24 protein-coding genes are annotated in these 21,010 nt (G+C 44.6%); 2 read left to right on the top strand and 22 right to left on the bottom strand.

Features of this window, described 5'->3' with window-relative positions:
• Positions 1-60: 60 nt before the first annotated feature.
• The 12 genes from NSQ20_RS08340 to NSQ20_RS08285 all read right to left on the bottom strand — a co-directional run bounded on the left by NSQ20_RS08340 (position 61) and on the right by NSQ20_RS08285 (position 8,560).
• Complete coding sequence (locus NSQ20_RS08340) at positions 61-771, bottom strand: AAA family ATPase (RefSeq protein WP_036611058.1); 711 nt, start codon at positions 769-771, stop codon at positions 61-63.
• Between the two features lie 21 nt (positions 772-792).
• Entirely contained in the window at positions 793-984 is a 192-nt protein-coding gene (locus NSQ20_RS08335) for an Mpo1-like protein (RefSeq protein WP_340033010.1), read from the bottom strand.
• On the bottom strand, positions 929-1,072 hold the full coding sequence (locus NSQ20_RS08330; protein WP_253509539.1) for a hypothetical protein: 144 nt from the start codon (positions 1,070-1,072) through the stop codon (positions 929-931). The genes NSQ20_RS08335 and NSQ20_RS08330 overlap by 56 nt, the downstream gene beginning before the upstream one ends.
• Before the next feature lie 108 nt (positions 1,073-1,180).
• On the bottom strand, positions 1,181-2,194 hold the full coding sequence (locus NSQ20_RS08325; RefSeq protein ID WP_340032261.1) for a bifunctional glycosyltransferase family 2/GtrA family protein: 1,014 nt from the start codon (positions 2,192-2,194) through the stop codon (positions 1,181-1,183).
• Positions 2,191-3,204 carry a phosphodiester glycosidase family protein gene (locus tag NSQ20_RS08320; RefSeq protein WP_340032260.1) on the bottom strand — a complete coding sequence of 338 codons (1,014 nt, stop codon included), beginning with the start codon at positions 3,202-3,204 and terminating at the stop codon, positions 2,191-2,193. Before NSQ20_RS08320 ends, NSQ20_RS08325 begins: the two co-directional genes overlap by 4 nt.
• 390 nt (positions 3,205-3,594) lie before the next feature.
• Complete coding sequence (locus NSQ20_RS08315; protein WP_036610439.1) at positions 3,595-4,551, bottom strand: radical SAM protein; 957 nt, start codon at positions 4,549-4,551, stop codon at positions 3,595-3,597.
• A gap of 169 nt (positions 4,552-4,720) precedes the next feature.
• Complete coding sequence (locus tag NSQ20_RS08310) at positions 4,721-5,353, bottom strand: hypothetical protein (RefSeq protein ID WP_036610442.1); 633 nt, start codon at positions 5,351-5,353, stop codon at positions 4,721-4,723.
• 29 nt (positions 5,354-5,382) lie between these two features.
• The gene (locus tag NSQ20_RS08305) at positions 5,383-5,958 is read right to left on the bottom strand and encodes a GNAT family protein (RefSeq protein ID WP_036610445.1); all 576 of its coding nucleotides are present in this window, start codon (positions 5,956-5,958) and stop codon (positions 5,383-5,385) included.
• A gap of 81 nt (positions 5,959-6,039) precedes the next feature.
• A complete protein-coding gene (locus NSQ20_RS08300; RefSeq protein ID WP_340032259.1) occupies positions 6,040-6,696 on the bottom strand; it encodes a pyridoxal 5'-phosphate synthase in 657 nt (218 codons plus the stop codon).
• A gap of 38 nt (positions 6,697-6,734) precedes the next feature.
• Complete coding sequence (locus tag NSQ20_RS08295; protein WP_036610451.1) at positions 6,735-7,349, bottom strand: histidine phosphatase family protein; 615 nt, start codon at positions 7,347-7,349, stop codon at positions 6,735-6,737.
• A gap of 128 nt (positions 7,350-7,477) precedes the next feature.
• Positions 7,478-7,984: a DUF2569 domain-containing protein gene (locus NSQ20_RS08290; protein ID WP_036610454.1), complete on the bottom strand. Its 507-nt coding sequence runs from the start codon at positions 7,982-7,984 to the stop codon at positions 7,478-7,480.
• A 282-nt stretch (positions 7,985-8,266) separates the two neighbouring features.
• Positions 8,267-8,560 (bottom strand): RNA polymerase alpha subunit C-terminal domain-containing protein, encoded by a 294-nt coding sequence (locus tag NSQ20_RS08285; RefSeq protein ID WP_036610457.1) that lies wholly within the window; start codon positions 8,558-8,560, stop codon positions 8,267-8,269.
• Positions 8,561-8,637: 77 nt separating this feature from the next.
• Here NSQ20_RS08285 and NSQ20_RS08280 point away from each other — a divergent pair, with 77 nt between their 5' ends.
• The gene (locus NSQ20_RS08280; RefSeq protein ID WP_036610460.1) at positions 8,638-9,459 is read left to right on the top strand and encodes a DUF2785 domain-containing protein; all 822 of its coding nucleotides are present in this window, start codon (positions 8,638-8,640) and stop codon (positions 9,457-9,459) included.
• Between the two features lie 136 nt (positions 9,460-9,595).
• Here the strand turns inward: NSQ20_RS08280 and NSQ20_RS08275 are convergent, their stop codons facing one another.
• From NSQ20_RS08275 to NSQ20_RS08250, 6 genes are all read right to left on the bottom strand, one after another.
• Positions 9,596-10,189: a DUF4304 domain-containing protein gene (locus NSQ20_RS08275; RefSeq protein WP_340032258.1), complete on the bottom strand. Its 594-nt coding sequence runs from the start codon at positions 10,187-10,189 to the stop codon at positions 9,596-9,598.
• An 86-nt stretch (positions 10,190-10,275) separates the two neighbouring features.
• Positions 10,276-10,812: an NUDIX domain-containing protein gene (locus NSQ20_RS08270; protein WP_340032257.1), complete on the bottom strand. Its 537-nt coding sequence runs from the start codon at positions 10,810-10,812 to the stop codon at positions 10,276-10,278.
• 164 nt (positions 10,813-10,976) lie between these two features.
• The gene (locus NSQ20_RS08265; RefSeq protein WP_340032256.1) at positions 10,977-11,654 is read right to left on the bottom strand and encodes an ABC transporter ATP-binding protein; all 678 of its coding nucleotides are present in this window, start codon (positions 11,652-11,654) and stop codon (positions 10,977-10,979) included.
• Entirely contained in the window at positions 11,651-12,781 is a 1,131-nt protein-coding gene (locus NSQ20_RS08260) for an ABC transporter permease (protein WP_340032255.1), read from the bottom strand. Before NSQ20_RS08260 ends, NSQ20_RS08265 begins: the two co-directional genes overlap by 4 nt.
• Before the next feature lie 67 nt (positions 12,782-12,848).
• On the bottom strand, positions 12,849-14,225 hold the full coding sequence (locus NSQ20_RS08255; protein ID WP_340032254.1) for a HAMP domain-containing sensor histidine kinase: 1,377 nt from the start codon (positions 14,223-14,225) through the stop codon (positions 12,849-12,851).
• Positions 14,222-14,899: a response regulator transcription factor gene (locus NSQ20_RS08250; RefSeq protein ID WP_222216041.1), complete on the bottom strand. Its 678-nt coding sequence runs from the start codon at positions 14,897-14,899 to the stop codon at positions 14,222-14,224. The genes NSQ20_RS08255 and NSQ20_RS08250 overlap by 4 nt, the downstream gene beginning before the upstream one ends.
• A 293-nt stretch (positions 14,900-15,192) precedes the next feature.
• On the opposite strand from NSQ20_RS08250, the gene NSQ20_RS08245 reads away from it, so the two are divergent.
• Positions 15,193-16,176 (top strand): cation diffusion facilitator family transporter, encoded by a 984-nt coding sequence (locus tag NSQ20_RS08245; RefSeq protein WP_340032252.1) that lies wholly within the window; start codon positions 15,193-15,195, stop codon positions 16,174-16,176.
• A 147-nt stretch (positions 16,177-16,323) separates the two neighbouring features.
• On the opposite strand, the gene NSQ20_RS08240 is transcribed toward NSQ20_RS08245, so the two are convergent.
• The 4 genes from NSQ20_RS08240 to NSQ20_RS08225 all read right to left on the bottom strand — a co-directional run bounded on the left by NSQ20_RS08240 (position 16,324) and on the right by NSQ20_RS08225 (position 21,009).
• Positions 16,324-16,620 carry an SHOCT domain-containing protein gene (locus tag NSQ20_RS08240; protein WP_340032250.1) on the bottom strand — a complete coding sequence of 99 codons (297 nt, stop codon included), beginning with the start codon at positions 16,618-16,620 and terminating at the stop codon, positions 16,324-16,326.
• 152 nt (positions 16,621-16,772) lie between these two features.
• Positions 16,773-17,024 carry a hypothetical protein gene (locus NSQ20_RS08235; RefSeq protein ID WP_340032249.1) on the bottom strand — a complete coding sequence of 84 codons (252 nt, stop codon included), beginning with the start codon at positions 17,022-17,024 and terminating at the stop codon, positions 16,773-16,775.
• Positions 17,025-17,037: 13 nt separating this feature from the next.
• On the bottom strand, positions 17,038-18,078 hold the full coding sequence (locus NSQ20_RS08230) for a hypothetical protein (RefSeq protein ID WP_340032247.1): 1,041 nt from the start codon (positions 18,076-18,078) through the stop codon (positions 17,038-17,040).
• A 186-nt stretch (positions 18,079-18,264) separates the two neighbouring features.
• Positions 18,265-21,009, bottom strand: coding sequence for an InlB B-repeat-containing protein (locus NSQ20_RS08225; protein ID WP_340032246.1), 2,745 nt, complete (start codon positions 21,007-21,009; stop codon positions 18,265-18,267).
• Between the last annotated feature and the right edge of the window lies 1 nt (position 21,010).

The raw sequence follows: 21,010 nt of genomic DNA, 5'->3' as shown, positions 1-21,010 counted from the left end.
CTCCTCATAAATAAATTTCACGCCGCATGGTTGAGTAACTTCCCTTGTTAAACTGAGAACTTAATCTTTAAATAATTCATTCAGCATCCGGTCGCGGTTCTCCAGAAAGCTGCGAGTAATCTGATAATGATCGGTCTCCTCGTAGGCTACCTCTTGAATATGGCTATCGTCAAAACTTAAAATCTCTGCCCCCGGATATCCCAGCAAAATGGGTGAGTGGGTCGCAATAATGAATTGTGAAGTGCCCGACAGATCATGAAGGATACGCAATAAGGAGAGCTGCCTAGCTGGAGATAAAGCGGCTTCGGGCTCATCAAGCAGATAGATGCCTTTGGAACTGAAGCGATTGACGAACAGACTGAGAAAAGACTCTCCATGTGATTGTTCATGTAATGAACGCCCGCCATAATATTGAAGCGATGCCGGCATCTCATCGACATGTGATGCGAATTGATAGAATGATTCTGAGCGCATGAAGAAGCCATTCGTTATTTTGGGCAACCAGGCCAGCCTGAGATAATTCCCGAGCGAGGATTCTGAAGCATGTGTCTCATAGGTATTATTCCTGCCGCCCCCTGCGGTATTGAATCCACATTGATGAGCGATGCCTTCGAGCAGCGTAGATTTCCCTGAACCATTTTCACCTACAAAAAAAGTAACGTTATTCGTGAGCTCCAATCGTTCCAAGGACCGGATCGCGGGGATGTCAAAAGGATATTGGTTCCGATTCTCGATCTTGGCCGACAGGAGTTCCACACTTCGAAGATACATAATCATCCTCCCATATTTATTTTATATAAGTTCAACTAAAGAATATTTACAATTATGAGGATAACGAAAAGCTGCGGGTTTATTGCCTTCATAATAGAAGTGCCCCATCCAGGATAAAGCGTAATGGGTTACAGCGAGTAGGAGCGTGACTTTGATATCAATAAACAAAAAAATCCATGCCACAAACGCCGACAAAAACGCGAAGTAATGCAAAATGCGGTTTTTCCGATCCTGATGCTCCTGAAGGTAATAACGCAAGTCCTTGCGCACACGATTCAACATCAGCCCACATCCATTTCACATAAAATAAGGCTCCTTATTTCCCACTCCATCGTAACCTATTTCAGGGTACATATGAAACCGTTTCAACCAAAAAAGAGCAAGCCATAGGCTTACTCTCTCTTCAAAGTTAATAGACAAATCTGCGCTGTGCCCAATAGCTGAATACAAAGATGGATACCTCGGTCAGCAGCTTAGCTGCGAGCAGCGGGATTATTAGTTTTTCATTATAAAAATACAATAAAGTGTAGTTTAATAACAGCACCAGTAGGACAAGTGAGAAATATTTGGGCAAAGACTGCCGAACCTTAGAGGTTCGCCCTGCGGAGAACACGTACTTCCGATTAATCGTATAGTTGAAGATGGAGCTGCACAGTCTTGCTGCAACAACCGACAGAAACAGATTATGCGTGAAATACTGAATAACGAACAGTAATCCAAAATCAATCAGTGCCGATAGCACCGAAGATGTGCTGAACATCAGGATTGGCATATAGATCCGGAACGAATCTACCAGTGGGCGGAAATGGGAGGACTCATTGTGATCCAGATACACCGTATCAATAAACTCCTCCGTAATCTCATACCCTTCCTTGTGTGCCGTTAACAACATGTTCATCTCATATTCAAACCGATCCCCGGGAATCTGGTTCAGCCAGTCCAGCATGGAGTAGGGAAAACCGCGTAGACCGGTCTGCGTGTCATATACTTTGGTACCTGTTGTGAGGGAAAAGACCGCCCTTGTGACTGTATTGCCAAACCGGCTACGTGCTGGAATTTTACCACTGAAGCGACGGCTGCCGAGTACAATTCCTGGTGTGCTTTGTGCGAGTAGCACTTCGAAGATACGCTTAATATCATGTGGCAGATGCTGTCCGTCACTATCTGCGCACACTATACCGCCCTGAGGTCCATACTCCTTAATATACTGAAAGCCAGTCTTCAAGGCCCTGCCCTTACCCAGATTGACGGGATGTGTCAGGACCGTACAGCCATACGCTTCTGCCGTTTCAAAAATTCCACGGTAACCGGGGCCACTGCCATCATCCACAATCACAATGGGTCCAAGTTTAAAGGTTTGCAGTTGCAAAACGAGATTCAGTAAACGCACATCTGGTTCATATGATGGAATTAATATCGTCATGATCCTTGTCCCTCCGTCAGATATAAAATGTCACTTACGCCACGTTCCTGATTACGCCCCAGCGGATTATTGACAACTCTGCCCATAAAATACATCGTGGATGAACCCCCGCCGTCCAAGTTGTAGGCTTCGGTTGCTCCCAGACCTTTCATGACATCAGCCAGTTCTGCCAAGGTCATGCCACGGCTGTTGTCCTGCCGTCCGTCCACCACCACAAAGACGTAATGATTCGGAGCAATCATGCCGATCGCTGTTCTTGGATTGGTATCCTGGATGGAGCGGTTACCGAAGTTGTTATCGATTTTTACACTGCTAAAATCACTGACGATCTCGCCATCCTGAATCAGAATTGGCCCAAAAGATAGTGTGTTGGTTGCACCTTCGGCCAGCAATTCCGAGGAAGTAATCTCGTTCTCGTTATATGTTTTCATCGTACCATCGTTGAACAGGGCAAGTGCATCCCGCGTTGGGCTGTCCCGGTACAACGTTCCATTTCGGATAATGACACCATCGTCGCGGAATCCGTAATAATCACCGTTAATGGCAAAGATCGCATTATTGGCAGCAGCAATCTCTGACGTATTTTCGGTAATGTTCGTTCCAAAGCTGTTGTCCGCCAGCGCAGTTCGCAGGCTGCTTGCATCCGTTAGCTGAACATCAGCGACATAATACGTAATCTGATCCGAGCCTGAACCAGTCTGTACCTTTTCAATACTGACTTTCATATCATCACTCGAATAATTCCAATCATCTGACGTTACACTCACTTCAGTTGTGGTGGTCGAAGTATTGTTGGAATCATTGGTGTTGCCTGTTATTGGCGTTCCTGTGTTCTCATCTGCTACAACTACCTGCACATGCCTTATCAGGTAACGGTCAGCCAGGCTGTATAGGATTCCACCTACCGCAAGCACGATGACAAGTGTGATGATAAGCCATCTGCGCTTTCTTGGAGAGATCGGCCTTTTATGTGGTTCTTTCCGGGTTGGTTTCTCATCAATCTTCATCATGTGAAGCTCACCTCTTCATCTAAGTTCTTAAGGCCATATTAGGCCGGGTAGCTTAAATGAATCTGAAACCACACGAATTGGACTAGAGATTATCACACTGACACTACGATGACAGAACAACCTTCCAATCGCTGTTACCCCCAAATTTTTTTAATTCCCTTTTCTAAAGGGGAAAATCCGGGGATAAAGGCGAACGCTTCGCTTTTTCAGGTTTTTTCTGTCCTCTCCGTTATTGTGTAAATGAATAGTTCAATCAAAAAAGGCCATCCGTTTTCCCATTGAGGAAATCAGATCACCTTGATTTTCATTCTATAGAACCCTAAAGGTCACTAATATCGTGTACATATTTCGTTCAACATTCATATCACATATCTTCATCAGGTCTTCCTGTTATGCGTCTGCAAAAAGAGCATCGTACGCGGGACAAGGCCGCTTTTCCAAAAATTCCGTTAACGCCGGTGGCTGTTGGGCATAAATATCCTTCAACGACGTTCCAGTGTAGATGTTGCCAATCACAACAGGATGGCATAACTCACAGATGAGAATATCCCCGTTACCGTGCAAATGTAGCTGTTTCGTGCCATCCACACAATTAGAGAAATACACACCGGGTTGTTCACGCAAATTCAACTGTTCAGCGAACCGATCCATACAGGTGAAATAGAGCGTTGTATCTGGCTTTTTATGTTTAATTAATTCCGTAACAGATCGAACAAGGGACTCTTTGGATACAATCTGGGTCCAGTCGGTATGCGGCATCTTAATACTGTTCTGGATCTCATGGATGCGCACCCCCAGGTCATACACCTTATCGCTAATGGCCTGCATGTTCGCTTGGTTCCCTTCAAACAGTAACGTTTCCAGCACCGTCTCCAGACCGGCTTCCGTACACAAACGGATATTCTGCTCCAACCTTTCATACATGCGAGGATGCACACGGTAGTACGCAGCATAGGCCTCCGCATCCGTATAATTAAACGAGATATGAATGTTGGACAAGCCTGCATCTCGCAACGCGATGATTCGTTCTTCAGTCAGCAGACTGGCATTACTGTTCAATTGTGTATCGATGCCATGTGCCGCACAGTACGTCACAATCTCCAGGCAATCCTGATATTTCAGAGTAACTTCTCCCCCTGACAATCGCACTCTCTTGAGACGAGGAAGCTCACTAATAATACGGATGACTTCCTGACTATTGATGCACGCTCCATCATCCCGATTGTAGGCGCAGCAGTAGTCACATTTATAATTGCAGTTCGATGTCACTCCCACTTCAAGCCCTTCTAGCTCATATACGCCGGGGGTTTCCAATTCGAGTGATTTATATTTGTTTTTGGTCGTCAATTCGTTGTACCTCCTGGTTCCTTCATTCAATCCACATTTGGATAACTTGAAGATTATAGCGGAAGGCACCAGGTTCAAGATATGACATTATGTACGTTGCTTGCTGAAAACAAAAATAAAACCCATTTCCTCAATGATCGGGAGTGATGTAAGGTAATCCCATAATCCTCTATTGTATGTCATCCTTGTTGAACTCAGGATTATAGGCAAACTCATGGCTCGCCAGCATAATGAATGACACACGACCCTTTTGATCAAAATTCATGGACAACCCTTTCATGTTCTCAAATCCTCCTTCCAATATTGCATGATCAAAGGACGGTATGACATGGTAATTACCTTGTTTATTTTCCTCCATGACATATGTAATACTTTTTACTTTTCCTGTTTTAGTATCTATAAAAGCTTTTTTGCCATATTTTTGGAAGACCTCCTGAACTGTACTTCCATAACCTATCCCGCTTGGCGTTTTGTACGTTTTGAACTTTGCCGGGCCATCAATCATAATGCCATCCACAATTCCATCTTTGTAATGAATTCTCATATCTTTGTACTGATAGACATTCGTGTAGTAGTAATAATCCACGTGGAGTCCAAGTTGCTGCTCAACCTCTTCACGAGTACTTCCTAATTTAATCGTAATATCTTTGGATTTAATCTGAAATTGGAATTCATCCTCAGTAAATATCTTTGTTACATGAGATGCAGGAGGTTCTTTTGAAACGGCATTACGATTGTATGTCACTTCTGAGCTACTTAAAAAAGTCATGAATAACATAAGATACAGAATTCCTTTGTTCAACCTCGATCGCCCTTTCAAAAATACGTTCTTTATTTAACACGAGTATAGAAGTCTTCTTTTACGATAGCATACATCTTCAGATCTTGAAGCTCATTTTTTACCTTCATGTATTTCCTCAGCACACCTTCGAAATGCATGCCTGCCTTCTCCATAACCTTGGCGGAACCCGTGTTCTTCACCAAACATCTGGCCTGAATTCGCTCGAGCCCCATTTCGTCAAATCCAAATTGGATGATTCGTTTCACTACCTCAGTCATGTAACCTTGATTCCAAAATTGATCAGATAACACGTATCCCAGTTCAACTCTCCTGTTATCGCTATCACACCCTAGATAGTTACAACTACCAATCAGCCCCTTGGTGTGTTTATCTTCGATCCCCCACGGGCCTATTAGATCCGTCTCATAGCGACTCATGACAAAATCTAAAAAAGCTTTGGTGTCTTCTTTGCTCTGATGCGCGTCCCAGGTCGTGAACTCCGATACAGCAGGTACAACGCAGTAACCGTACATATCCTCCAGATCATCATAAGTAAGAGGTCGCAGTAACGTCCGTTCGGTTTCCAACACGGGAAATGGTTCGAAGAAACTTTCAATCGTTTTCATAGATTTATCCTCCCTCATATTGTTAGAAAAAAGAAACACACAGCAGTTCGGTCCGTGTTGCCTAACTCACCTGTTGTAATATCAAGGCCACAATCTGAGTGTCTTCCACTGCCCATCTTGCTTTACATATTGGACTCGTACATGCTTGCGCTCCGAATCTCCCTGCCAAAACTCCACCTCTTGTGCATTCACGGCATATAGACGCCAATGAGGTGTAACAACACTGGGGTCAAGTCTTATCTTTTCCTTCTGAGCTTCAATGGAACTATCCAGCACTTCCTCGCTATCCAAAACCTCACTCTGATGTCCTGTCATGGCAACTGCTCTTGCTCCAGCTGAACGTTTGCGGAAATCATCAGCGCCCGCTTCATCTCCCCGATCCTCGGCAATTCCCCTTATCCGAATCTGTCTTCCAAGGGAAGGCCAGTAGAATGTCAGAGCGACATGAGGATTCTCCTTCAACTGCTGCCCTTTTCGACTCTCCGAACTGGAGGCAAAATAGAACGTTTCATCAATTACGTTTTTCAAAATCAACACCCGCGCATCAGGATAACCATCTTGATCCACGGTGGAGATTGTCATAGCGTGAGGTTCTTTCACTTTGTTCTCAACCGCCAATCTCAACCACTCCAAAAATAGCTTCCCCGGCCGCTCCGGCAACTGCCCCGTATCCCACGTTGGAAATGGGCCGGATAAAGATTTTAAACGTTGCAACAGTTCAATTGGTTTATCGCTCATGTCATCGCCTCCGTCTTCTATTTAACATGGAAAAACAACTAATCTAGATGACTTAACACATTTACGCTGCTAAGTTTCCAACCATGCCTTCCCTTTTCAACGGTATGTACACTGGTGTTGTCCATGGGATAAAAGCTGGACTTATTGCTCCATTCCTTCTTCTCAAGCAGATAATACAGAATATTAATCACTCCGCCGTGAGTAATTAATAGAACATTGGACTTGACTGTTTGTCCCTCTATATCTCTAAGAAGATTCTCGAAAGATATGCTTATCCGGTTATAAAAATCCCTTGGACTTTCTCCTCCCGGAAAAGGTGAATCCATTTCAAGGGTGTTGAAATAAACCCCTGGGTAATGTTCTTCAGCATCCTTTTGGAGCATGCCTGCCAAATCTCCGTTATTCATCTCCCGCCAATCTTTCATTAAGCTAGCCTGCATGTTTAATTGTTTCTCAATTTCCCGTGTAGTCTGTACTGCACGAGGAAGATCACTGCTAATAATCGTCTGTATGTTGTACTCCTCAGCATGATGATGCAAATGCTCTCCCAGTTTCCTGGATTGATTGATTCCCTGTTCCGTAAGTCCACGATCACTCCATCCGCCTCGATACCCTTCCTCATCCATCCCATGCCTTACCAGATAAATCTTCAAGATCTCTCCTCCTTTTCACTTCTATAATGAACAATGTACCTTTACACTGTATGACTAGCCCGGCATATATACAATAAACCCGACCTCAGATAGCTTCTATCCAAGATCGGGCATTTCCTGCTTACCATTTATCTTACAAATGTGTTATGAACTCGCTCGGATTTGATAAAATAAGGAATCCAAATGGCACAAGTGATGACAGATTTAGCAATTTCTCTGATCGAGCTTCCATCTTCCAATTCTTTTGCTAACGGAATCTGGAGCAATAATAGGTAATCAATAATACCTACAATCAGACTGAGACCATAGAAGATGATCATCAGACGGGGTAATATTGCTTTCTTGCTATAAAACACAAAAATTGTATATACACTGAATAATAAAAACAGCGTATTGTACACCATCTCAAAAATAAGTACTGGACCCCATAATGGGTGATAATAGTCTGATTGTTTGGAAGTTAGCATTTCCCAAGTCTCAGTTGTGAATGTGGGTATTATCTGCTGAAATAATTGCACTGCAAGTAGAATTACCGTAACAAATAATCCAATCTGGATGAGAATCAGCCAACCACCCAATCCCGACACACCTAGTGGACGGTAGTCTGTTTTTTGCTCTTCAATATGTGGTTCCACCTCGTAACACTTCCTTATGCAGTTTTGTTTTTCTGAGATGAGTCTTCCTCGTAATAGTCATAATGCAAATCGAATCTACGGGTGCTTCTATCCCTTTACTTCACGTCCGTTGTATGTATTTTCACACTCTCCTTATAGCGATCTCTCCGCCCTCCTCTTATATAGAATTTTACACAACTTCCTTATTGTACTACGAGTGTCAAGGCACAGGTTACTTATTTTATCAGGTAACGATGAAGGAGATTACTTCCGTTGTGGATTAAAGGAAAGGAGTAATGAGAGTTATTTCTTAAAAGACAATCCCTCTTCTTCCAAAGCGCTTCGCAGTTTGGGCATGGCAGATGGCCCGATTCCGTGAAGTTTCAGGATCTCTTTCTCCGTGTACTCCGCAAGTTGCAGTAGTGTTGTGATGCCTTCATTCTCCAAGGCCCGTCTGGCGGGAGCTGACAATAAGGCTAGAAATCCCTCTGTCGGTTTACGTTCAGCTTCGCACGTCGGACAGGTTGGGCAATCACTTTTTTTATAATACAAATGTCCTTGTTCGCATGTTCTGAGTGTTCCTTTATCGTTTGCCATGTGGGCATCACTCCTTATAAATTGTATAATATAACCAAGGCAACCTGAATGATAGTTTACTCTTAGGAGTGTGTAGAATGGAATTAAAAGATAAGTTGTTATTAATAAAAGAGAATGACTACCAAGCACCTTCAGATATATTTCCATTAGTACAAGAAATGATACATAACATCGGTTCTTTGGATGCCCAGCTACGTGATGAATTAATTTACACAACCTTATCGAATTGGATTCCTGGTCATGCTCTGACTGTGTACGAACTAGAGCAAATCTTACCCGTAGTCTTGGATGAAAACCATTTGCATTTTAGACTTGGAGAAACAAATTCAGACGCTGTATTCACTCGATCTTTCTCTATGTTGGTTATATCACTCTTTTTATCCAGGCATAGAGAATCACCATTTCTCTCAAAAGAACACATTCATCAGATCAAAGGGAACGTATTCTACAATGTACAAAAAGAGCGTGATTACCGTGGACATGACGAAGTAAAAGGCTGGGCTCATGCCATAGCACACGCAGCAGATGTTTTGGATGATTTAGCTCAATGTACCGAACTAGATGAGACGGATCTCTTAACTATCCTCGACCTAGTTTATCAAAAGATAACCGTTACAGACTGCGTATACTCCGATGGGGAAGATGAAAGAATGGTGAAATCCATCATTAGTGTCTTAAATAGAAGGATACTTAGTGAGACTTACATAAAGCAATGGATTCAACGTTTTGGTGATGTAGAGAAAAATGCAGAATTTCTTCCCTCGTTTAGGCAAAAGAATAACATAAAAAACTTTCTAAAGAGTCTATACTTCAGGATTAAATTTCACCAATTGGATGCTGATCTCGGTCCAACTATTGAGCACACATTATATAAAGTAGAACCCGTATATTACTCATGATTATCAGTCCTTCCAAATTAACACCCTTATCTCAGACATATTATTGGAAGGAATCGCAATTTTAATTATTGTTAAATTCAGCTCCAAACAAATTAAAATTAGGTTATGAATTCGGCTTGTTTTCTTACCATATAACTTACATTCCGTACTCGGCAAAAACAGCTGCATATTTCTTTTCTAATATCGTCCAGCGCTTTTCGGCTCCGTATTTGGCGTGCAGTTGCTGTAAATAATGCTTGGCTTCTTCCGTATCGCCGGCTTTTAGCAGGAAACGGAAGGTTACTTCGCTTAAATATAGCGCTGTCTTGTCCATATAATAATGGACTATATCTTTGGCCCCTGTTAGCGAGTGTAAGAATGACATACCCTCTTCCAAATGTGACACCAGTTCTTTCGATAAAGCGTCTGGATCGATATCAGGCGTTAAGGTATAGTGGGCCGGAGCGGAAGGGGCTATTTCTCTGATTCGGCAGGTAAAATGAGATGTGAACTCCAATATGTCTCCATTCAATCCAACGGAATGCAACTCCGCAAGTTCGGTGGAATGAACACCACAATTAACATAAAACTGGACTTGTCTACTGGTGTTATACTTTGCTCTTTGAATGTTGAACTTATATGCGAGGTTTCCATCCGCTTTGTAGAAATTCAGATTTTTCTTGGAATAGCCGTGTTTGGCAAATACGGGTTTGACTTCTGTACTGATGATCTTCTTAAAAAGTTCCTGCATTAGATATCACTCCCAAGGCAAAGTTTATTTAATTCGTTGTTACCCTTTTTTGTCCAGAATCATGCTTGTTCCATTTTATAAAAATACTATTTAGCGTCTTCTCGCAGTACATAAGCCAGTTTGTACATCTCCGCAATGTCATGTCTGTTCTGTTTCTGGAATCTTTGGATCGCTTCATCAATCTCTACCACTTCCACTGCAACCACCTGCTCACCATCCTCCGGATTCAGCGGATCACCGACAAGTTCAACATCTCCATAACCGATGATTCGTACGAAATGGGGATGCGGGATATACGGTCGATACGGTTCCAACGCACTGGATGTGCAATAGAATTGACCAAAGATCTGATAGGACCGCATTTCTGCCCCAAGTTCCTCCATCAGTTCGCGCTTCAGTCCATCCATATACTGCTCACCTGCTTCAAGCGTCCCTCCAGGCAGCTCCCAATCTCCATTATCCAGTTGAAAGACGACACATTGATCCCCGACAAACGGAATGATGCTAATATTACTCACCAGCTTTTCATCCACGATGTCGTTCAATCTGAACTCCGCCTCAATAATTCCCCAATGAATTGACGTACTCAGCGCCGGAAATAGTTCCGCACTCAAGCTACTCATCCGCACCCGATCCTCTCTATCTAATTCCACTATTCTTCCAATTATAGTCGAAAACACAGAAAGAAGGCCACCTTCCCACCGGGGAATACGTGACCCTCTTCTTACGCTCTCTGCCCTTAAGCCTTGAATCAGTGTTCTCTCCAGACTCTCAGACCATTCTCCTTCTAATGCTGCACCAGCTTTCCATTTTCCAAAAAAAGAACCCGGCTACAGAGCGGCAAGATCCGCTCATCATGCGTAACCATCACTGCACTCTTGCCCTGCTCTTTCACGAGCCGTGCAATCATGCCTACAATATCCAGCCCACGTTCCGCATCCAGACTGGCTGTTGGTTCATCCGCGAGCAGGACAGCCGGATCGTTCATCAACGCCCGTGCAATGGCGACCCGCTGACGTTCTCCGCCAGACAGCTTCTCTGCATATGCCTTCCTCCGATGGGTCAACCCCACCGTACCCAGCAGCTCATCCACTCGCTTCTCCGCCTTATTTTTATCCGTTCCGGCGAGCTTTGCGACCACCATCAGTTGTTCTTCTACTTTCAGATACGGAATGAGGTTGGCACTTTGAAAGATAAAACCGAGTTGCTGGAGCCGTACATCGGATATATCTTGTTTGCTTTTGCCCATAATAGAAGACCCGTCCAGCAAAACCGTTCCTTCCGTTGGTTCAAGAAGTGCGCCAGCAATGGACAGGAATGTACTTTTGCCCGAGCCGGAAGGCCCCATCACAGCTACAAGTTCCCCTTCAGCAACCTCAAGATCCAGCTTGTCCAGAATCGTGCGTTTCCTGCCGCCATCTTCAAAGGTCTGTGTAATTCCCTGCAATACCAATCGGTTTCTCATGCTGCTGTCCTCCCAATCGCATCAAGTGCATCAATTTTGGTAACCTTCCACACCGAGAATAACGAACCCGCCACAGACATGAGTATGAATAATACACAGGTCAGTGCAAGGGTGGATAAACCTAATTGAAATGGCATCGATGCTGGCAAGATGGACTCGAATAGTCGAACCAACAGTACGCTAATGACCAGACTACCAACTGACAAGACCAAGACTTGTAACGAAACACTCCCCGCCAGATAACCATTCCGCGTTCCGATCGCTTTCAATATGCCGAACTGACTTGTTTTCTGAATCGTGATGACATAGAAAAATACCGCAAGTACAAACGCTGAGATGACATATAGAAAAGCGATCATCATGAGCAACGATCCCTGCTCTTCCTTATATCCAGGAATGGCCGATACGGCATCCGACTTTGTGATGACTTCCATATTAGGCATTGCAGCACTCAGGCGGTCTACCTGATCGCCCCCATCCTTAATCGCAATAGCATTGTATATCGGAGCATTAGCATTGGTGTCTGCTGAACCTTGCAAAGTTCGTGAACCTCCTTGAAGCGTAAGCCATTCCTGTTCATTCAGGAACACCACTGGGGAGTGACTGAAGGACTCATTTTGTACAAATCCACCAACGGTCCACTCCGTTCCCGAAGCTTGATCGACCAGAACGGTACCAATCGTGACACCAGATTCAGACAACTTTTGGTCCACCACAACCTGCCCTTTTGTCTGATCCGTAATCAGAGACCCTTCAGTCACCGTTGGAGCAAGCCAGCCCTCCGGATTAACCATGAACAGCGTGACATCGATCTTTTTTGTGTCGCCGGTTGGACTGACGGTTGTCATTTTCACACCGAGTGGCTCAGCGTTCTCTTGCCCCACCACGGAGCGAGCTTGATTAAGTTGATCCTGATCCACTTGTGACCGGGTGAACCGATGATTCGAATCCTGCTCCAGCACAAAGTGGGTTGCTGCCATATTTTTGACCGAAGCTGCGTTATCATACGCCAGCCCCTGTGCAAGACCTGTAACAAACAGTACCAGAAATGAAACCAGTACCATGATTGTAGCAATTAAGGCATAGCGCCCTTTGGCATACCTCATTTCCCGAATAGCCAAGTACATGTTCTGTGACCTCCCTCTTGATAATCCAAGTATAGGAGGCGAAAATGAACGGCAAATGAATAACAGATTACATCTGCGGAAGTGTCACGATAAAGACCGTACCCTCAGGCGAACTGAAAACCTCGATTGTACCGTCATGAATTCGGATAATTTTCTGCACAATGGCAAGTCCAAGCCCGGTTCGTCCAGAAGAACGTTCCCGCGCACGATCCACCCGATAGAATCGATCGAACAGGAAAGGCAGATGCTCCGCAGCAATTCCGTCTCCTGTATCCCGAATCTGAATCACACACTGGTTATCTGTCTGCTCGGCATGAATCTCAATGCTTCTTCCCTGTGGTAGATGGTTCACCGCATTGCCCAGTAGATTCATCCAAACTTGCATGAGCAGCACTTCATTGCCAACCAGCTGGATGGATTCGGGTACCGAAATCCGAAGCAACAGTTCTTTTTCTTCCAATTGCCATTGCAGCACCTGAACGGCTTGCCGGAATTGATCTCGCAGAGAGAACTTTACTTTGGACAGATCTTCGTTGCCTTGTTCAAGGGAAGACAGGAGAAGCAGTTGTTTGCTGAGCAAAGAGAGATGACGACTCTCCTCCTCTATGATTGATGCATAGTGCTCCCGTTCCTGTTCAGGCAGATCCCGATCCGCCACCAATTGGGCAAAACCCTGAATCGAGGTCAGCGGTGATTGAATCTCATGCGATACATTCGATACAAACTGCTGTCGCGCCTGATCTACCCTTTCCAATTCACGACTCATGGTCATGAAATGCTGGGCCAGCTGTCCAATCTCATCCCGCCTTGCGGTAGGCAATTTCAGATTATATTTTCCTTGCGCAATCCGTTTGGTTGCCTCGGACAGACGTTCAATCGGATTGACCAGATAGCGGGTACTGATCAGAAAGATCAGGATACTAATACCTATCGTCAATGCTCCAATCAGCGCAAAAAAGATCCGCAGCTCACCGAATTGCAGAATTACATCCGGACGCATAAAGAGGGCGTAATTCGCATTGCCTAGCTGTAGATGAACACCCACGGTATTGCTTAATTGATTATCGAAGAATCCGGTAATGAACGGTTTGCTTGGGAACTGCGCGACGCCATGGTATACCTCACCATTCAACACCAGTTCTACAGCTTGCTTGTCCAGATCTTTTTCACGGAATTCGCGGCCGTAGAATAGGTCGTTGCCTTTTCCATCCGTCACATAGATTTCGTACCCAAGTGCGGCGGCATTGTTCAAATACTGCTCCATCGTGCCGGGTTGCTGCTCCACAAATTGCTTCATATGGGTCGCGATGCCCACCAGCTTCTCATCATTGAAATCCTTGAGTTTTGTATGATAGTAGATGTTGGACAAAAGAAAACCGAGCATGCCGCTGACCATAATCACGGCAATTGTAATGAGGAATACCCGGACGTACAAGGTCCTCAAGGTGCTTTCACCTCCATCTTGTAACCAATACCCCGCACAGTCTGAATGACAAAATCTTCCGTATAATCGGCAAATCGATCACGCAATCGCTTGATGTGCACATCAACGGTACGGTCATCTCCTTCGTAATCTGCTCCCCAGACGAGCCGAATGAGTTCATCCCGCGAGAACAAACGGCCCGGAAACTGGGCCAGCTGTGAAAGTAATTCAAATTCTTTCATTGGCAAAAAGAGAATGGATTGCCCATCGGTAACCTCCACATTGTTACGGTCAATGACGATCCGGTTCATACGGATAATATCGCTGGATGTGCGATGGTACCGACGAAACAATGCCTTTACCCGATAGACTAACTCTTCCGGTTCAAATGGCTTGGTCACATATTCATCTGTTCCTTTCAAATAACCATCTCTTTTGTCAGATAGCTGATCTCGAGCCGTCAGCAACATGATTGGAATGTCGTAATGCTGCCGAATGAAATCACATAACTCCAGTCCGTCCATGCCGGGCATCATCACATCGAGGATTGCCAGATCGATCGGTGTTTCTTGCATCAGTTTGACCGCTTCCAATCCATCCTGCGCTTCATGTACCCGATACCCTTCCTTGGTCATGACATGCCGCAGGAGTGCTCGAATATTGGCATCATCGTCTGCCAGCAGCAGATGTTTCATATCGTTGTCCGCCCTTCTATGTAACAAGTACATCTCACTTTGATTCTGCACAGATGGTAGCATAAAAACAAACGCATTAGCTAGTACATACGCGCTGAGACACACCGGTCATGTTTATATTTCCTTAAATCTGGTTGACACTACTATGAGGCGCAACTATAATAAAATCATAACATATGAACAATCGCTCATATATTCATTTGTAGACGATCAACCATTGCCAAGAATCATCTATATTCCACACTAGAAATCATATTACATAACGGAGCAAGGCTCCAAAGGAGAGGATTTAAATGTCCGGACATCATCACGATCAGAACCATGGGCACGATCATGGACACAACCACGCTCACACAACCAATAATAAGAAAGTGCTGTTATTTTCCTTCATTATTATTACCATCTATATGATCGTTGAAGCCGTTGGTGGATTCATCACCAACAGTCTCGCGCTTATCTCGGATGCAGGTCATATGTTGTCCGATTCCATTGCGCTCGGGATCGCTTTGCTGGCGTTCACCTTTGGTGAAAAAGCGGTGAATACTGGCAAAACGTACGGATACAGAAGATTTGAAATTTTGGCCGCTACGTTAAACGGAATTACGTTAATCGCCATTGCACTCTACATTTTCTACGAAGCGATTGGGCGTTTCATCAATCCCCCGGAAGTTGCAACCGTAGGCATGTTGATCATCAGCGTCATTGGGTTGCTCATCAATATTCTGGTGGCCTGGATCATGATGCGAGGTAGTGATACGGAAAATAATCTGAATATGCGCGGTGCTTATCTCCATGTCATTAGCGACATGCTGGGATCGGTTGGGGCCATTGCGGCAGCACTGCTCATGATGTTCTTTGGCTGGGGTTGGGCCGATCCACTGGCGAGTGTAATTGTCGCGGCACTGGTATTGCGTAGTGGGTTCTATGTCACCAAATCATCCCTGCATATCTTGATGGAAGGCACCCCAGCCAATGTCGATGTGAATGAACTGGTGCAGACCATCAAACAAGTCGATGGCGTCAAAGGCGTTCATGATGTGCATGTCTGGTCCATTACCAGTAACTTGAACGCGCTGACCGCTCATATCGTGGTGGATGGAACGATGGATGTCTATGCATCCGAGATCCTGGTTCAGAAGATTGAACATATGCTGGAACATAAAGAAATCAAACATGTGACGCTCCAAGTGGAGTCCGAAAAACATCTGCATGACACCTCGGTGTTATGTACCGTCAAAGGCGACGCACCAGATGCCCATGCGCATCATCACCATTGAGATGGGTAACAAATATTAGTTGCTTCTAAATGAAAACAGGGCAGATTCTCCGGTGAAGGGAACGCCCTGTTTTTATTTTCCTAAGTCCAGCTTTTTGGTATGAGTAGAAAACAGAATAGCCTTTACCTAACCGTAGCGGCCTCTGGACTACTTGTATCTGGAGAGTAACTTCTCTTTCTTCTGATCGAATTCATATTCTGATATGATATTTTTCTCTTTTAAGTCACCTAGCTGAAGCAGTTGTTCATGAACATTTACAGGGGTCTTTTTTCTCTTGCTTGATACGATCAAAGCTAGGATTGAGAAAAGCAGACCATACAGTCCACCCAGAAGTCCCAAAACTGCCGCTACCTCCGCACCTTCTTGCGAACCATCTAAAAAAACTGCTATTAACAAAAAATTAAGTACGTACCAAATAAGACTGACGATCGATAATGCTTTCAAGATTATTCCTCCTAAAGGTTATGTATGTTTCTATCAAAATCAGGAAAGGCAGGTCAGAACACTAAATATTAACCTCGTCCCAGTTCACTATGACGTATCCAAGTTGAAACAGCAGGATAACAATATAAATGATGTTGATTCCCAAACTGGTCTTAACTTTCTTGATCTGATCCAAGAAATCTTCTTTGTTCATTTTTCCGCGTTCCAGCTTGGACTTCATCCAAGCCTTTCTCAATTCCTAGCTTAAAGCTTACATTCACACTCAAGGTCAAAACGACTAAACCAAAACCTATAAAACTTAAATACGGTGTGAATTTGTTGCTTCGCATGTGCTCTTCCCTTCCGGCAATCTCCATTTGTCTAGTGACTGTTTCATTCAAGATTGCAAATTCACTGTAGCCCAAATACTCAATCTCATTAATCTCCGCCACCACCACAAGATGAACAGCTGGATGAGCTGCAAGAAGAATCGGAAGATGATCCCGAGGATGATCCAGATCCTCCCGAGGAACTACTGCTGTCGGTACATTGATCCGCATAACAGCTGGAACTGCTCGTGCAGCCACTGCTTGACGAGGAACCATAGGCTGCCTTTTCCTGTGGAAGAATTTCCTGCTCCAGCCGGCCCATGTGTAGCCCATATGTCGCCACGTTATGCATGGAGTAATACACCATGGCGCTAGCCATGACGAGAGCTACATCGCTACTTCCGGAAGACGCTGGAGATAGCTCGTCTTTACTTAGAGTTGCGCATCTACGTAGTTGATCAATCAAGTAGATAATCACCTGAGCAGCTTCAGGATCCTCCTGCATGCGTCTGGCATGAAACAGTTCATTTACCAGTTCGAATTGATCTCCCTGTGCGATCAGCTTCTGTACATCACTGGATAATGGGTAAGTGAAAAAATCACCCCAGATTGCAGCACTGTAGGGGGTGAACTCAAATAATTGACAGTACACCCAGTCAAACCATGCACGTGCTCCTGGCGTTTCGCGGCGGGTGATTGCCGGCTCATGGTGTACCGTGGAACCCATTAATTCTGCACAAAAATCAGCGTAAGATTTCGTAAACATCAGCATCTCATGCCACAAATCATCAACTTCATCACTGAACATGGGCACCTGCTTAAGTAATGAAGCCATAATGAAATATCGCTTAAGTTCTATCAATTTCCACCGATACTCCAGCGTTTTCATGTGAGGATATTCCTGTTGAATTCGGATCTTGAGTTTGTTGGCAAAATGCTTATTGTAACTCTTCTCCAATTGAAGAATGGTTTGCTGATAGGAGACTTCTTCTCGAAGTCCAAGATTCAATGGTGCTTTTTTTCGTCTGTACGTAACTTTCATCTGTTTTCTGCGTCTTCCTGCTGCTGGACGGAAAATCTTGAGCTTACGTCGAACCAAATAGGCTGTTACAACTAATAAAACTGCTGCAAGGTAGTAGTAGGTCGGCATAATAAAAACCGCTCCTCTCCGTGATCTTCTCTATGTAGGGTTAAACTATCATTAGTATATATAACAATACCGATATTTTAAAGAGCCCTAGCATGTATGTTCCCTGCTCATCATCAATTAACAACAAAAAAACCAGGCTCTATTAAAAACATAGAGCCTAGTTTTGTACATCAGTAAATTATCCCATCAGTCATTCGGGTTATCAATTAGATTGGTCTCTATCAAAAACCTTTGCACTATTGCTGCAGTTTCACCTCGGGTAAGGTTCTTTGTAGGCATCAAGCCTTCATTCGATCCTTCTACAAGTCTGTTCTTCACAGCTGCAGCCATGGCCTGCTTTGCCCATAATGCAACCATTGTTTGGTCTGCGAATGGAGAAAGCAGAGAGTCTGGAGAGGCTCCGTCAGCTGCTATACCCGCCAGTCTCATCGCCCGGTTTATGATCACCAATGCTTCCTGCCGAGTAATAGCTTGGTTAGGAGCAAAGGTCCGGTTCTCATAGCCTTCAATCAAGCCATACTCCACAGCCTTAGCGATAGAGCCTGCGTACCAATCACTGGACAAGACATCATTGAATGCACTCTCGGTGCCAGTGTCAGACAAGCCCAACGCACGAACCATAATGGCTGTAAGTTCTGCTCTAGTGATGACAGCATTCGGTTCATAATGATTCTCATCTTTACCTTTGATAATCAATCGGGAAGCCATATCATTAACGGCCTGCTTTGACCAGTGACTTTCCACATCCGCAAAGGTCTTTGGATTCCAGATCAGGAAGTAATCGCTGTTGGTGAGACTGTTCACGGTCGCATAATTCTTCCCTTCACGAGTCGTGAGATAGGTTGGTACGTGGCGTACACGGCCATCTGAATTCAGCACGGCTGCCGTCGTCACCTTGCTCACATCGATACCAGCGGGAAGCGGAATTTCACGTTCCACGTAGCTGCTAAACTGCTCAACAGCTACTATTTTACCATTGTAAGAAGCTGTTACATTAAAAGTGACCGGCGGGGCTGCAACCTCAAAGCCTCCTTGCGCAGAAGCAGTCTTGGCGAGAACAGCTGTATCCTCATCGCTCTTAGCAATCTCCACCTGAACGACAATGTCAGAAAGTTTAACTTGTTCGCCCAGTTTAGAGGAAATATCATCGATGTTAATTTGCCCAGCAGGCAGCTTATAGGTACCGTTTGTCGTTTGTACCTCCAAGATCGATTGTTTAATTTCCATACTTTTCACTGCTTCACCGGTCAAAACCACTAATACTTTGTCTGTTTTGGCGGTCACAGGAATGACCACGGTGGATTTGTCAGCAGCCTTCTTAAGTTGATCAGCTAGTTTGAATGAATCAATTGTAGCCTTCAGCACCGATTTTCCGTTCTCTATAGCCGTCGATCCTGTAGCAATTTGGTCTTTCACAATACCGTCAACAATGACTTGAAAACCGACTGGTTTATCGTCGGACGACGTACTTGGAACGGATAGCATGCCAGAGTTATTTGAGTTATTTGAGTTATTTGAGTTATTTGAGTTATTTGAGTTGTTCGAATTGTTCGAACCATTGCTTGTCCACTTCGCATACAATGTCATATCCGAGGTGACTATATCCGTTGCATAGTTCCAAGCATTTGTACCCGCTGCTTCTTGGTACCAACCTGCAAATGTGTAACCGGCTCTCGTCGGTGCTGTCGGAGCACTGATTGTCGTGCCACTATTCACATTGGAGATACTGGAAACCTCGCTACCTCCCTGCGAGTTAAATGTAACCATATGTTGCACTGGTCCCTCGATTACGGTTACCTTGCCAGGGGTAAGCGTTTTGTTCATCTCTATCCCTGATTCATCCATGATGGAGAATAGAGCGGAATCTTCTGTCTGCACTGTCAGCGCCTTCTCGCCTAACACTGCCTCGCTCTTCACTTTGAAGCTAACAGTAAACATTCTCTCTCCGGCAAGGATCGGTGTATCTCCCCCATCATTATCTACCCATACTGTTTTGAGCCAGCCTGCATCGTTATCGTAATTGGAGTCGAAGTAATCTCCAACGTTTCCCGTAACTCCCGTTACTTCCAAATCTTCTGTGTCAAAATCAAGCTGTACGCTATAGGCTGCTATTCCATAAGTTAAGTCGGTCACTGTGACTGGTACGTCCACCGTGGAGCCAGGCATTCCGCTCACCGAGCCAACCTGAATCTGCACCGCGTGCCGCGTCCATTTCGCATACAACATCATATCAGACGTTACCGCGTCTTCTTCAAAGTTCCATGCATCCGCAACGGACGCATCCTTGTACCAGCCTGCAAACGAGTAGCCCGCCTTCGTCGGCGCTGGAGGAGCACTGATCGTCTTGCCGCTGTCCACGTTGGTCACACTCTCTACAACACTGCCTCCCTGTGAGTCGAATGTCACAGTATGCTTAATCGTACTTTTTGTCTTTACCGTTACCTTCCCAGACTCAACTGAGGTGGAAGCGAGTTCATCACCCTCGTAGAGGTCATGTTTTATCACATTAAAATCCCAGTCTCCAGGCTCTGCAGAGTCCGTGATTTTGAAATGAAGAGTGAATGCCTTTGTATCTGCTTCTGTAATGAATACTGGATTAGCCTTGATATTGATCGTCCCATTACTAGAAAAATCCGATTCAAAACCCCCTTCATCAGAAATGACCCCCAACTCATCTGTCACTTCATTTCCAGGTACCAACGCCAACGTAGATTCATCAAATCCAATCGAAATGTCATAGTGATTGATCAGATCCTCCGGTGTCAAATGTACCGAAATGTCAACGAAATCTCCAGGATATCCTTGTTCGCTGCTTACCTTAATCGAGTTTGAAGCTACATCTGAACTAGATTCGGCATAACCCATTGTTCCAAAAGTTAAAAATACAACGACCGCCATCATTATTGAAATCCATTTTTTCCAAGCCATCATA

This window comes from Paenibacillus sp. FSL K6-1122, from assembly GCF_037977015.1.
GTDB classification, from domain to species: domain Bacteria; phylum Bacillota; class Bacilli; order Paenibacillales; family Paenibacillaceae; genus Paenibacillus; species Paenibacillus amylolyticus.
This window is presented reverse-complemented; position numbering and strand designations above follow the sequence as displayed.